The 13,308-nt window shown below is 60.9% G+C and carries 13 protein-coding genes; 5 read left to right on the top strand and 8 right to left on the bottom strand.

Annotation, left to right across the window (positions count from 1 at the left end; translation table 11 throughout):
• Positions 1 to 69: 69 nt before the first annotated feature.
• Positions 70 to 1,860: an ABC transporter ATP-binding protein gene (locus ACMUVN_RS30505; RefSeq protein ID WP_097542776.1), complete on the bottom strand. Its 1,791-nt coding sequence runs from the start codon at positions 1,858 to 1,860 to the stop codon at positions 70 to 72.
• Between the two features lie 363 nt (positions 1,861 to 2,223).
• Entirely contained in the window at positions 2,224 to 2,934 is a 711-nt protein-coding gene (locus tag ACMUVN_RS30500; RefSeq protein WP_414815903.1) for a helix-turn-helix transcriptional regulator, read from the bottom strand.
• Positions 2,935 to 3,023: 89 nt separating this feature from the next.
• Between ACMUVN_RS30500 and ACMUVN_RS30495 the strand changes: the two genes are divergently transcribed.
• A complete protein-coding gene (locus ACMUVN_RS30495; protein ID WP_047614465.1) occupies positions 3,024 to 3,422 on the top strand; it encodes a VOC family protein in 399 nt (132 codons plus the stop codon).
• Between the two features lie 241 nt (positions 3,423 to 3,663).
• Here the strand turns inward: ACMUVN_RS30495 and aac(6') are convergent, their stop codons facing one another.
• Complete coding sequence (gene aac(6'), locus ACMUVN_RS30490; protein WP_047614093.1) at positions 3,664 to 4,116, bottom strand: aminoglycoside 6'-N-acetyltransferase; 453 nt, start codon at positions 4,114 to 4,116, stop codon at positions 3,664 to 3,666.
• 299 nt (positions 4,117 to 4,415) lie between these two features.
• On the opposite strand from aac(6'), the gene ACMUVN_RS30485 reads away from it, so the two are divergent.
• The 3 genes from ACMUVN_RS30485 (at position 4,416) to ACMUVN_RS30475 (ending at position 6,414) form a co-directional block, all read left to right on the top strand.
• Complete coding sequence (locus tag ACMUVN_RS30485; protein ID WP_047614095.1) at positions 4,416 to 4,796, top strand: hypothetical protein; 381 nt, start codon at positions 4,416 to 4,418, stop codon at positions 4,794 to 4,796.
• 280 nt (positions 4,797 to 5,076) lie between these two features.
• Complete coding sequence (locus tag ACMUVN_RS30480) at positions 5,077 to 5,454, top strand: hypothetical protein (protein WP_097623269.1); 378 nt, start codon at positions 5,077 to 5,079, stop codon at positions 5,452 to 5,454.
• A gap of 429 nt (positions 5,455 to 5,883) precedes the next feature.
• Positions 5,884 to 6,414, top strand: a complete 531-nt coding sequence (locus ACMUVN_RS30475) for a dihydrofolate reductase family protein (RefSeq protein ID WP_063476557.1) — start codon at positions 5,884 to 5,886, stop codon at positions 6,412 to 6,414.
• A gap of 33 nt (positions 6,415 to 6,447) precedes the next feature.
• Here ACMUVN_RS30475 and ACMUVN_RS30470 read toward each other — a convergent pair whose 3' ends face one another.
• Complete coding sequence (locus ACMUVN_RS30470; protein WP_168333907.1) at positions 6,448 to 7,017, bottom strand: pyridoxamine 5'-phosphate oxidase family protein; 570 nt, start codon at positions 7,015 to 7,017, stop codon at positions 6,448 to 6,450.
• A 93-nt stretch (positions 7,018 to 7,110) separates the two neighbouring features.
• Positions 7,111 to 7,815, bottom strand: a complete 705-nt coding sequence (locus ACMUVN_RS30465) for an SDR family oxidoreductase (RefSeq protein WP_063476699.1) — start codon at positions 7,813 to 7,815, stop codon at positions 7,111 to 7,113.
• Between the two features lie 117 nt (positions 7,816 to 7,932).
• On the opposite strand from ACMUVN_RS30465, the gene ACMUVN_RS30460 reads away from it, so the two are divergent.
• A complete protein-coding gene (locus ACMUVN_RS30460) occupies positions 7,933 to 8,820 on the top strand; it encodes a LysR substrate-binding domain-containing protein (RefSeq protein ID WP_414815902.1) in 888 nt (295 codons plus the stop codon).
• An 88-nt stretch (positions 8,821 to 8,908) separates the two neighbouring features.
• Here ACMUVN_RS30460 and ACMUVN_RS30455 read toward each other — a convergent pair whose 3' ends face one another.
• The 3 genes from ACMUVN_RS30455 to ACMUVN_RS30445 all read right to left on the bottom strand — a co-directional run bounded on the left by ACMUVN_RS30455 (position 8,909) and on the right by ACMUVN_RS30445 (position 13,300).
• Positions 8,909 to 10,483, bottom strand: coding sequence for a carboxylesterase/lipase family protein (locus ACMUVN_RS30455; protein WP_414815901.1), 1,575 nt, complete (start codon positions 10,481 to 10,483; stop codon positions 8,909 to 8,911).
• Between the two features lie 139 nt (positions 10,484 to 10,622).
• Complete coding sequence (locus tag ACMUVN_RS30450; RefSeq protein ID WP_414815900.1) at positions 10,623 to 12,536, bottom strand: adenylate/guanylate cyclase domain-containing protein; 1,914 nt, start codon at positions 12,534 to 12,536, stop codon at positions 10,623 to 10,625.
• 146 nt (positions 12,537 to 12,682) lie between these two features.
• Entirely contained in the window at positions 12,683 to 13,300 is a 618-nt protein-coding gene (locus ACMUVN_RS30445; protein WP_414815899.1) for an aldolase, read from the bottom strand.
• Between the last annotated feature and the right edge of the window lie 8 nt (positions 13,301 to 13,308).

Below are 13,308 nucleotides of genomic sequence, written 5' to 3'. Positions count from 1 at the left end.
GCGCAGTGATGGCGCACGCCGACGCCAATGCAGAAAGGAAACGCCAGAGCATCGCCCTGGCGTTTCGGTTCAGGCCACCAGGCCCTTGGTCAGTTCCAGCGCCTGCCGCTCGAACAGCCGGCGATAGATGCCGTCCTTGAGCCGGATCAGCGCCTGATGGTCGCCCTCTTCGACAATCTTGCCCTTGTCGAAGACCAGCAGCCGGTCCAGCGCCCTGACCGTCGACAGCCGGTGGGCGATGACAAGCGTGGTGCGGCCGTGCATCAGCCGTTCCATGGCCTGCTGGATCTGCACTTCGCTTTCGCTGTCGAGGCTCGAGGTCGCCTCGTCCAGGATCAGCACCGGTGCATCGGCCAGGAAGGCCCGGGCAATGGCGACACGCTGCCGTTCGCCGCCCGACAGTTTGACGCCGCGTTCCCCCACCATCGTCTCATAGCCCTTGGGCAGGTCCATGATGAAGTCGTGGGCGCTCGCCTGTTTCGCCGCCTGCTCGATCTCGCGCCGCGAGGCGTTCGGCCTGGAATAGGCGATGTTTTCCGCCAGCGTGCGGTGGAACAGGATGGGCTCCTGCTGCACGATGGCGATCTGGCCGCGCAGGCTGGATTGCCTGACCCCTGCTATATCCTGCCCGTCGATGCGGATCGCACCCGACTTCACGTCGAAGAGGCGCTGGATGAGCTTGACGAAGGTCGTCTTGCCCGAGCCCGAATGCCCCACCAGACCGACGCGCTCACCCGGCTTGATGGTGACCGAAAAGTCCTCATAAAGCGGAGTGGGATGCGCGCCATACTGGAAGGTGACGCGATCGAAGACGATCTCGCCCTCGCCAATCCTGATCGGCGTGGCGTTCGGCCTGTCCTCGATGCCAAGCGGCATCTTGTCGAGCAGCACCAGCTCTTCCATATCGTTGACGGCACGCTGCAGGTTGCGGATGTCCTGGCCGACATTGCGCAGATAGCCTTGCAGAACGAAGAACATCGCCAGCACGAAGGTGATGTCGCCTGGTGTCGCCAGCCCCTTTTGCCACATCACCAGGCCCGTTCCCAAAATGCCGGCCTGCATGGAAACCATCATGAAGCCCTGGATCGTGCCGCTCAATGTGCCGCGCTTCCATGTCCGCCGCGTGCGGCTGTCCCATCTGGCGAGCACATGGCTCAGCCGCCGCTCTTCGCGGCTCTCGGCGCCGAAGGCCTTGACCACCGCATTGCAGCTGATGGCATCGGCCAGCGCACCGCCGAGCTTGGTGTCCCAGGCATTGGCAAGCCTTGCCGCCGGCGACACGAAACCCATGGAAAGCGCCACGGTCACGCCGATATAGACGAGCGACCCGACAGCGACGATCAGGCCCATGACCGGCCAATAGCTGCCGAGCACGATGCTGGCGCCGACCAGCATGACGATGGACGGCAGCAGGGCGACCAGCAGCAGGTCGTTGAGCGCGTCGAGCGCCCACATGCCGCGGGTGATCTTGCGCACCGTCGACCCGGCAAAGCTGTTGGCGTGCCAGTCGGTGGAGAACCGCTGCACCTTGTGGAAGCCGTCATTGACGACATCCGCCATGGTGCGCAGCGTCAGCCGGATGATGCCGTTGAAGATGAACCAGCGCAGCGCCACGCTGGTCAGGCCGAGCGCCACGACGATGACGAAGGCGCTGAGCGCACCATCCGCCGCATTGCCGCCGGCAATGGCATCGACGATCCGGCCGGAGAAAACCGGCACCATGACTTCGGCCAGCGTGCTTGCAATCACCAGCACGATGATCGCGCCGACCAGGACAGGCCGATGGCGCCAATGATGGAAAACAAAGCCGAGCACATGGCGATAGGCATCGGCGCGGAAATCGAGCTTCTTGCGAGTCATTTTAATCGCTCGGCCCCGTTTCGGCGGCCGGTCCTCAAAATAGAGAGTTGGATGGCACAGCCCAAACGGGAGACAAACTGATCCCGTCAGATCAAATTGGGCTGTGAGGGAAGTGAAACCGCATGGCGCGCGCTTAAGGCGGGCCGCGAATGGAAATGACCTACTGTCGGGACATTCCGCACGGGAAGACTTCGATGATTGCTGATGTCATGCAAACGCCTCCCTTATGTTCGATCTGAAACGGTGACCATTTTGTAGCGAATGAGATTGCCGTTGCCAAGCGGGTTTTTACAACCTTACGGAAAGTGATGCGCAAACGACACAATTGGGGGACTGGGAAAAGGTCATAGATACGCGCAACGATCACTGCGCCCCACGGGATTTCCGCATTTCGGCATCGCGCCACTGCTGCCATTGCTGCCTCAGCTTGCTCCGGGACATGCCGATGGCTTCATTGAGAATCTCGACTTTGAGAATCCGTTCGGTGCGGAAATGGCGGAAGGCTTGTTTCGATTGGCACCACGCGATCAACAGGCTGTGCGTGTTGTCATAGCCGAGAAGCACAGGCCAGACGATGCGGCGGGTGATCGTTCCATCCGCCGCGCGATAGTCGAGTTCGAGCTTGCGGCCCTCCCTGATCGCCAACCTCAGCGGACGCGTATCGCGTGTCGCATCGCCGCCGCCGACATCATCCGGTTTGATGCCGACGGCAGGTTGGGCAATATAGGGAAGAAGATCCTGCGGCATGACCGATGTGATCTTGGCCATCACATCGCCGGCGGCATTCCGCATGGCCGCGTCATTCAACCTTGCCACCATTTGAACGCCGAGCACGACGGCTTCGATCTCGTCGGGCGTCAGCATCAGGGGCGGCATGTCATATCGGCGATCGAGGACGTAGCCGAACCCCGCTTCGCCCTCGATCGGAACACGCTGGGCCATCAGGTGTGCGATATCGCGGTAGACGGTTCGCCGCGCGACCTCGAGTTCCCCCGCAAGCTCGGACGAGGTCACCGGGCGGCTCGACCGTCGAAGAATCTGGATGATCTGAAAAAGCCGATCCGCTTTTCGCATGCCTGATGACTCCTGCTGCCACAACGCTGTCAGCACGGCTATGGCACAAAAGCAAGGAAAGAGACGGCCGCACAGCCAAGGAGAAGATCATGAAGTTCGCATCCACCCGCCTTATTGCCGCGGATATCACAGGCATGGTGGCCTTTTATGAGCTGGTGACGGGCTGCCGCGCCGACTGGCTTGCACCCGTCTTCGCCGAGATCGTCACCCCCGGCGCGAGCCTCGCAATCGGCAGCGCGCAAACCGTGGCCTTGTTCAGCGAGGGCAGTGCGGAGCCCGGCGCCAACAGGACAGCCATTCTCGAGTTCATGGTCTCGGACGTCGATGCGGAATTCGCGCGGCTCAAGGACCAGGTCACGGTCGTGCACGCACCCAAGGATTTGCCATGGGGCAACCGGACGATGCAGATTTCCGATCCCGAGGGCACACGCGTCGCCCTCTATACACCCGTCACCGACGCCGCGAGACGCCGTTTCGCCGGCCGTTGATCGGCCGACGCTGATGGGGCCGGAGCTTTTGTTTGAGGAAGTTCCGCCCGCAGACGACCGCAACCAGCGCGGCGCGTCGGCTGCTTCCGGCCCGAACCGGTCATGGGCCGTCGCAAAAATCCGCCGCGAAACTCCAACTTTTAGAGTTTTGCGGCGAGCATCCTTGAACGCGGGAAAGACCGGAGTATCGCATAAGCCAGGATTTGTGCGGCGAACCATCCCGTGGAAGGGCAACTCCGGCCTATAGTGGCTTTCGGAAGAACACGACGCGCTGTGTCTCCTCAAATCCTAATGCGGTATGGAGCGCATGGCTGGCGGAATTCTCTATCGGCGCGTCAGAGCCAAACTCAACACACCCAAGCGACTTACCCCAATCGGCAACGGCATTGCAAAGCAGCCGTGCGATACCCTTTCGCCTGTCAACGGGCCTGATATAAATCCCTTCGAGGAATAGAACGGGCGAACTGCTGCATCCATTCACATAATCACGTCGCAAAGTGGCCTCAGCAAACCCGACAGCTTCATTCGCAGCATTTCGAGCGATGAACGCGACGGCGTCTCCACTTTCTGAAAGAAACGCCAGGCCCAACTCAGCGCGATGATATTCGAGCGAGTGATGCGGCCACAGCGCAACGCGAAGTTCCGCCCACGGCTCAACATCTTTTATGGTCCCAATCGCGATAATCGATTCCATAGTGAGGTTCTCTTTTGTCGCGAAATTCCCGATTAAAGCGACAGTTGTTTTCCTGACTTTTGCAACGTCGCAGAATAGACGGTTTTGAAATGCCGGCAATGTCCGGCATTGGCGCATTCCGGCCGGGACGAAGCTCTCGCATAAAAGCACAGCTACGCAGTCATTGATGATCGCGGGGCCGCTATCGGCCCCGAAGCGGTCATCAGTCGCAACCGAAAGTTAAGGTTCAACCGACAAGTTCGGGCACGGGGCGCTGAGCATGTGATATCGATCGCGTCCGGTGTCCGTCGAGAGTCGACATGAAATTTCGGTTGATTGCAGTATTTCTGATTATCTTGCCAACCGTTTCGACCGCGCAAGAACACAAGCGTCGTTTTCCCAAATATCAATTCTTCTATTGTACGGCCGTCCATATGAAGCTGGCCGAAACCTACGGGAAAACAGGTGATACGGTCGCCGAAGCCCTTCATACCCTAGAGGCGGACTTTCTGTACCAAAAAGGAAAGAATGACCTTGTTGAGATTGGAAAGTCTCCGGAGGACGCCGATAGGCGAGTCCAAAAACATCGGGATGGCATTGATAATGAATTGCAGAGTACGCCAAACAGGATTCGGATTATGCTGCGCCTCTGTAACTCATTCTTTCCAGAGCGAGCGAACCGGCCCAGAAATCGGGCGTAGAAATCTCTGCGTGAGAGACCCTGGTGGCGGGCCGTCCCTAAAGCATCGAAAGGTCAGGCGGAGCATGATCACATCGATGATAACACCACTATTGTGGCATCGATTATGATGGTTGGTGTCTATGGGCATCGAACGGAGGGCCAGTTGGTCGATACCATTCGCCTCAGGGCGCGTTGTAAACCGTGATTCACTTGCGGCTTCGACGGCAGGGCGGCTGACCGGCCTGCAAACAGACCGTTATCGTTATTGGAATTTTCGAATTTTGTACCGAGGTTCATGAATGCAACTTCTCTCTTTGCTAATCCTTTTCCGTGACGGCTTTGACGATTTGACTGCGCTACAAGCCGCGCTTGCCCAGTACCGTGAACCCCTTAGGCAGGTCGCTCCGGACCACTTGAAATTCGGTGCACCGGTTGAACTGGACGTTCAATTGGCCAGCGAGAGCGACGTGCTGATTGAATCCCAAGAGATTGCGGAATTTTTCCCTCATAAGGACAGCAGCGAAATTGCACTCTGCAATCAGCGTATCGAACTGTCATGGGAGATGAAAGCCGATCCTGGCTTGATCACAAATCTCATCGGTTTTGTGCAGCCTGAGGTACGTCGCCTGGTCGGCAAGTGTTGGACTTTCGACCCCGCCGGGGGCGCGTGGTTTTAACTGCCCCGCAAAATTGACGACGGCTCGAAGCAGTCACGGGCATAGTCCGACTGACTCAGAAAGGTTTTAGGCTCTCGCTGTTACGATCCATATCGAGGCGACCGGTGTTGCGCTAGCCGGGTGGCCAAGGCCCGCGAGTGCTTCGCGCAATTTGGGTTCAGCCGCCAACTTGATCGCGGGGTTCTCACGAGCAATTTCCAAGCGGGCCAATGCTCAGTAACACGCGCGTCATTGCGTCAACGTCGCCGCTCCTTCGTCGTAAGGCACAACTGCAAACCCGCCGCGATGCTTCAGCGATTCCCGACCCTAGGCATACCCGCCCTGAGAGCGAGGCGGCCGTTCGTGCGGATCGCAAACCAATTGCAATTTGAAATCAGTCGAGCTATTTTACCGCATGCGCGGATGTGCCCTTTAAGGAAAGGAAGTGGCATGGCTAAGCTCGTGTTCGGAATGAACCAGTCGCTGGACGGCTACGTCGATCATACGGAATTTGGGCCAAGCCCGACGCTCTTTCGCCACTTCATCGAGGGGACCGAGCGGCTGGCGGGCAGTGTCTATGGCCGCCGAATGTATGAGATCATGCGTTACTGGGACGACGATCAGCCTGAATGGGGTGCAGACGAACAAGCCTTCGCGCAAGCGTGGCGGAAGCAGCCAAAATGGGTGGTCTCACGCTCGCTGACGCCTGTCGGCCCCAACGCCACGCTTGTTACGGGTGATCTCGAGACCGCGATCCGCAAGTTGAAGGCCGAGCGCGACGGGGAGATCGAAGTTGCCGGCCCGAACCTGGCGCGAAGCCTGACCGAACTCGGCTTGATCGATGAGTATCAGATCTACCTGCACCCCGTCGTGCTTGGTCACGGTACGCCCTATTTCGCCGCACCGCGGCCGCCGCTTCGCCTTGTGGCCCATGATCGGATCGACGAGAATGTGATCCGTTTGACCTACGTCCCTGCCTGATCGCCCGGCTTGCCGGATGGAAATCCGATCGGGTCAGGGGTGGACCCAGCGCGAGGAGGTGAGGGCGCCGAGATTGTCATAGGCAAAGACCGCGCGCCGGTTGTCGGCATGGCGCAGCTGGAACCAGTCGAGCGTCTCGGCCCGGAATATCAGCACGCCGAAGAAGGCCCGTCCGTCGGCGTCTGCGACCGTACCCTCGCTCGCAGGCCACTCCTCGATGTCGTCGCCCGGCGGCCCGCCCATATAGGTGCTGCGTGTCGATGGCGGCAGCAGGCTCCAGGCCTCGGCCGCGCGTTGGCTTGCCGGTCCATAGAGTTCGGCCGATCCCTGAAGGCGAAGCTGCACTTTTAACTGCGGGCCGAAGCCGAGGATGGCGACCGAAGGGTTGGCCGATATTTCCTGCCATTTCGGGCTTCTGACATCGGTATGGATTTCCAGGATGCGCCGCGCCGCATCCGCGCGCCGCAGCACGACCATGCGGGCCTGCGGCCGGCCGCCGGCATCGACCGAACACAGGTTCAGGTAGCGGAAGGCCGACTGCGGATCGGCAGTCGCGCCTTCGAGTTCGGCCCAGGCCGATGCATCGACCTCGGCGAGGGTCACCGTGCCGCCTCCACCTTGGCATTCCTTGTCTCGCCGTCTTTGACGATCCAGCAGCACATCGCTGTTCTCCCCCAGCGTTGAAAGCGATCCCGATCAGACAGACCGGGTCAGGCCGCCGTCAATCTTGAGGCTCTGGCCGGTGATATAACCCGCCCCTTCGGAAACGAGGAAGGAAATCGTCGCGGCCACTTCGGCGCTGGTGCCGTAGCGCTTCATCGGCACGCTGTCGCGGCGCTCCTCCGTCGCCGGCAGGCTGTCGATCCAGCCCGGCAGCACGTTGTTGATGCGGATGCCGTCGCCCGCAAAAGTATCGGCGTAAATCTTGGTGTAGGCGGCAAGTCCGGCGCGGAAGACGGCCGAGGTCGGGAACATTGCCGACGGTTCGGCCACCCAGGCGGTGGAGATGTTGACGATCGCGCCCGACTTCTGCGCCTGCATGATCGGCGTGACCAGGCGAACCGAACGGATGACGTTCATCAGATAGATGTCGAGGCCGGTATGCCACTGTTCGTCGGTGATTTCGGTGATCGGTGCACGGGGCCCGTGACCGGCGCTGTTGACGAGGGCGTCGATCCGGCCCCACTTTTCCATGCAGGCGTCGACCAGGCGCTTGAGGTCGTCGTTGGACTGGTTCGAGCCGGTCACGCCGATGCCGCCCAGTTCGTTGGCCAGCGCCTCGCCCTTGCCGGACGAGGACAGGATGGCGACCTTGAAGCCGTCGGCCGCCAGCCGCCTTGCCGCCTCCGCACCCATGCCGCTGCCGCCAGCCGTAATGATCGCCACCTTTTCTACTGCCATCGTCGCCATCCCTGCTCGATTTGACGCCCATTGCCGGGCCTTGATCCTTCGAATACCATGCGCCTTCAATGAGAGCGAACCAGTTTTCCTGAAATATCCCTGTAGAAAAACTATCGAATGTCCATGTCCGTCGGCAATCTCCCATCTCTCAACGCGCTCAGGGCCTTCGATGTGGCGGCGCGGCATCTGAACTTCCGGCTCGCCGCCGAAGAACTCGGCGTGACGCAGGGCGCGGTCGCCCAGCATGTGCGCGGGCTGGAGGCGGAACTCGGGGTGACCTTGTTCGAGCGCCTGCCGAAATCCTTGGCGCTGACGGGCGAGGGGCGAAGCTATGTCGCCGACGTCAGGCGCGCCTTCGAACTGCTTGCCAATGCCACCGCCAACCTGAAGCCGCAGCCGGTCAAGCTGACCGTCAGCACGACGCCGACCTTCGCCTCGAAATGGCTGATACCGCGCCTGCCGGACTTTACCGCCAAACATCCCGGCCACGACCTGCACATCCTCGCCACCGATCGAATCTCCAGCTTCCAGACGGATGGCGTCGATCTCGCGGTCCGCTACGGCACGCCGCCCTTCGGTCTCGGCCTTGCCGCCGAGCTGCTGTTCGAGCAGGACATCATTGCGGTCTGCAATCCAGGCCTCGTCCCGGCAGGCAGCGAGCCGCGCAATGCCGGGGAACTCACACGCCACACCTTGCTGCACGACGTGCACAATTTCTGGCCGGAATATATCGACCGCTTCCTCGGCGGCGGCGATCCCACGCTGTTTCGCGGCATCAGCTTCTCCCAGACATCGCATGCGATCGAAGCCGCGATCGCCGGACAGGGTATCGCCATGGCGACCCGGGCTTTCGTCTCGACCGATATCGAGGCAGGCAGGCTGCGGCAGGTCTTCGATGGCGTGCTCAGAGCGCGGGCGGGCTTCTATCTGGTGAAGCCGCGCTACCGGAAGTCGGAAGCGGTGGATAAGCTTCAGGATTGGCTATGGTCGGAGGTGCAGGGCTGACTGTCTGCTCATCTTCCGTCAGTCGCCACATGTTCGGGAAGCGGCCGCATGGGGAAGGCAACACACCAGGCGACAGGCACCAACCCCGTCATTTCTTTTCCTCCCAGTATCTTTGCCAGAGGTCGAGCCTGGGTTTCAGCGTATCGGCTCCGAACGTCGCGCCGCGATTGGTGAAGTCGAAGACCCTGCCGACGGATGGGTCGTGGTGAGGCCATCTTGGCCATGAGCCGCCATTGGGGTCACCGCTCGTTGCAAATTGAACCCAGTAGGCACTCGCCAATGTGGCCATGGCCCAGTCGGCCGGTGTAACCTTGTCTTTCACCAGGGCGTTTGGGATGTTGAGCGTATAGGGAATTTCGAAGCCGTGCAGAGTGCCTTTCCATGTCGGATCGTTGCGGAGAGCCTCGGCGACATAGGAGAAACGATACCACCACGTCGGCTGACCCGCGCGGATCATCTCGTCAGCGAGATGGCGAGACGGTTCGACAAGCGTTTTGTCGGCCAGAACCTGCTGCTTCAGCTCATCGAGGGCCTCTTGGCCTGTGGGATCATAGAGCGTCCGGGCTTCGGCCGCATGGTTGCCGAACAGGGCGAAGAGATTGTCTTTCGTCGCGGCCCCACCGATACCGAGATCACGACTATTTGCCCCGACGATGACCGGAACCGGCGCTTGACGGCCCGCCGCAAAAGCCGCTTCCGGCGTTTCGAGCAAAAACCGTCCGTCAAGAATCGAGCCGGAGATGCCGATGACCGGCTTGCCTGTCGACATTCCCGCCATCACCTCTGGTGCCGATGCGCCTTCGGTCAGTTTTTCCGCAGGCAGCGCCCGAAGGGCCTTGAGAGCGTCGGCATCGCGACCATTGATGCCAAGAGAAGCCGCATAGTCCAAGGCGGTTTTCTCTGCTTCTTTCAACGGTGACAAGGGAGTGCTCTGCGCACGCGCGGTCGGGAGACCCGGTGACTGGAGAATGGCGCCGCGGAAAAGCCCCCGTGATAACGGCGATATCATGTGCGCCATCACCGAGCCGCCACCGGCCGACTCGCCGAAGATCGTCACTTTCTTCGGATCGCCGCCGAAGGCTTCGATATTTTGCTGGACCCATTTCAAGGCTGCAAGCTGATCCATGTAGCCATAGTTGCCGATGGGCTCGTCGGGGGATTCCTTTATCAGCGCCGGATGGGCAAAATAGCCGAGCCGCCCCATGCGGTAGTTCATGCTGACGAACACGACTCTGCGGGCGGCCAGCTGACCACCGGGATATTGAGGGGTGTTTCCATGAACAAGAGCGCCGCCGTAAATCCAGACCATCACCGGGAGGGGTGTTTTGGAGCGCTTGGCGGGTGTCCAGACATTGAGCGTCAAACAATCCTCCGACTTCGGCAGGTCGTCGGTCTGCATGCAGGACGGACCGAAATCGCGGGCATCCTTGGTCCCGCTCCAGGGCTTCATCGGTCGGGGATTTCGCCATCTCAGATCACCGACCGGTGGCGCCGCATAAGGAATGCCTTTGAAGCTGACGACTGAGCCCGACCTCTCACCCTTCAGCGTTCCGCTGTCGATTGTAACGGTGTCGTCCGCCGCACCCAAGCGTGGCGCGAAAGTCATCTGACAGGATGCGATCGCGAAAAAGAGCAGAAACTTGTGACTGCGTTTCACAAACACTGCACCCTCCAACCGCCAGGTTCAGGGTAAAATACTCCGATAGAGCGGCATCGAATAGCGTCCATCCGACGTCGACCAAAGTCCGGGAGCGGCAGGCATCGTCGGTATCGCCTTCAGGCCTGAAGGCTCGCGCCACGCTTCATTCGCCGATACCCCCGACAAGCTCCCATATATCGACCTTCTCGGCCCGTCCCTTGATCTGCACCAGGCCGAGCGGGCGAAGCTCGAAGCGATCGGCCACAGTGTCGTGTATGGCCGCACTGACCAGGATCGAAGTGTTGAAGTCCTTGTTCAATCCTTCCAGGCGTGAGGCGACATTGATCGTATCGCCCATGGCCGTGTACTGCTGACGCGAGATCGCGCCGAAGCTGCCGACGACCGCCGGGCCGGTGTGCAAGCCAAAGCGGGTGAAGAGTTCGGGGCGGCCGTTCAAGCGATTGGCTTCGTTCAGGCCGTCCACCGCCGCTTTCATGGCAAGCGCGCATCGGCAGCCGTTTTCGGCATGTCCGGCATCTGGAACAGGGGCGTTCCACATGACGAAAATGGAATCGCCGAGATATTGCACGACGGTGCCGCCATGGCGCTCGGCGATGGTGTTCAGGAGTTCGAAATAGGCCGACAGCGTATCGACCACATCCTCGGGTGAGTTGAGCTCGGAGATGGTGGTGAAGTCTCTGATGTCGGTGAACAGCACCGTCACATCCTGCCGCTTCGCCTTGACGAGCGTTCTTGCCTCGGGATCGATGATCCGCCGGACGACTTCACGCGGGACATAGAGGGCAAACTGGCTGATGGCATGACGGCTGGCCGCCAGCGCGCTCGCCAGCGTGTTGATCTCCGATATCCAGGAATGCGACATGGGCTTTTCGCCGATGTCGAGATCGCCGATCCTGCGCGCCTCGTCGGCGAGACGATAGAGGGAGCGGCTGACCATGCGCGACAGCAGCACCGATGCGGCGACACCTGCTATCACGAAGGCGCTGGCGATGAGGAGATTGTGCAGGAGCAGCCGATTGGCCTCGGCCACCAGGTCCTCCAGCGGCACGACGATTGCGGCCACGCTTCCCTGGAACAGGCCGGAGACGCTGACGGGAGCGAGCTGCACGAGATGGCTTTCGCCATCGAAATCGACCCGCGCCAGGCCGCCGCCGGCAAAGGCCGGATCCTGCCGCAACCTCGCCACGGTTTTAAGGCTCGCGTCGAAGCTGTTTGCACTCGCGGCAAAGCCCCCCGATGTCCTCGACCACAATCCGATGATCCTGTTCATGATATCGGGGTCGGAATGGGCGACGAGATCACCGCTGCCATCGATGATGTAAGCACGGGCATGCGGCGAAATCTCGCGCGTGTCCAGCAGGCGGCTGATGGTCTGCAGGTGAATGTTGATGCCGACGACCACCTGACCATCGTTCCGCATCGGCGCGGCGATCGTCAGCGTCGGAACATTGAGCGTGCCGGTGATATAGGGGCCGACGGAGACAGGCAAACCGTCCTGGACGACGGATTGATACCACGGGCGTTGCCGAGGATCGAAGGATGCAACTTCGACGTCGCGCTCGCCGATCTCTCTTGCCTGGCTGTCGAGAAAGCGAAGCGTCGAGATGACGTCGGCGCTCTGTCTCCCGGCGATCGTCCGGATCGCGAAAGCCGTGCCATCCGGGGTTGCGAGGGTCCGGCGGACATCCTGCCTTTCGGTGTTGATGGCCTGCAGGTATGAGCCGTCGGAATAGCCGGTGTAGATGCTCGTCGCGTTGGGGACGTTTCGCAGGACCTCCAGAAAGAATTGTTGTTTCGCGTCGATCTCCCGAGGCGGCGGGGAGGCGAGCTGCGGCAGGGTCGATGCGAGTGCGACCGCCTCGATGCCTCCCTGCAGCGTATTGCGATATCCCTCGATCAGCCGCAGGCTCATCTCGCGCATCTGCTTCGCGCCGGCGCTGACCGCAGCGTCGCTTCCGTGGCTGAATGCCATCCAGATGATCGGCGTCGACGTGCACAGCAGCGATGCGACGACCAGGACGCCGAGATGCAGTCTTAAGGGTTTGGACCAGCCCACGGGATTTCCCTCGAATGCTCTCCTGCCTTGCCGGGCAGGAACGAGCACTCCCAACGATTTCAAGCTAACCGCTTTTTGAAAGCTTGCACAAGGCGGTGAAGTCAGTGCCGAAAACGATTGGGATCAGCGGGGTTGCGCGGGCGGTGTCAGCGCTTGTATTCGGGCTCGCTGCGATCGAGCGCGCGCTTGACCGACTCCAGATGCAGCCTGGCCGATTCCGGGTCGCCTTCGATGTCGGCATCGCCGATCGCAGCCGCGATCCGGTCGCCCTCGCGCGCGTCGAGCGCCAGGCCGTTATAGTTGCGGTCGACGGCCGTGCGCCCGTAGAATTTCAAGGCGGTCTGCCCGGCAAAGATCAGCGGATCGCCCTCCGTCATCGAAAGGGCGGTGGCATAAGGCATATGGGTGTGGAACGCCGCCCTGGCACGGGGAAGGTTCTTGTGAATCCTGGCGTGGATGTAAAAGGCGGTGGCCTCGGGCTGGCCGCTGCCCGACACGACGTTGCCGTGAAAATCGCAGATCAGCAGCATCGAGGCCGTCAGCTCGGCAAACGCGTAGCCGTAAGGGTTGACGATGAACAGGTCGTCGTAACCGGGAACGACGGCCGAGAAGTGGTTGCAGATCCCTTCCTCCATGCCGAGCCGCGCCGCCATCCGGAAACAGGCGGCAAGATCGACGCGAGCCTGCCAGATGTCATCCGTATCGAGTTTCGGCTGATTGGGGCCGCCGGCAGGCGATGGGGCTGTGTTGAGGGAGTGCGCCATGGGGTCGT

Origin of the sequence: Rhizobium sp. IY2 (genome assembly GCF_047532935.1) — a bacterium.
Lineage (GTDB): Bacteria > Pseudomonadota > Alphaproteobacteria > Rhizobiales > Rhizobiaceae > Rhizobium > Rhizobium anhuiense.
This window is presented reverse-complemented; position numbering and strand designations above follow the sequence as displayed.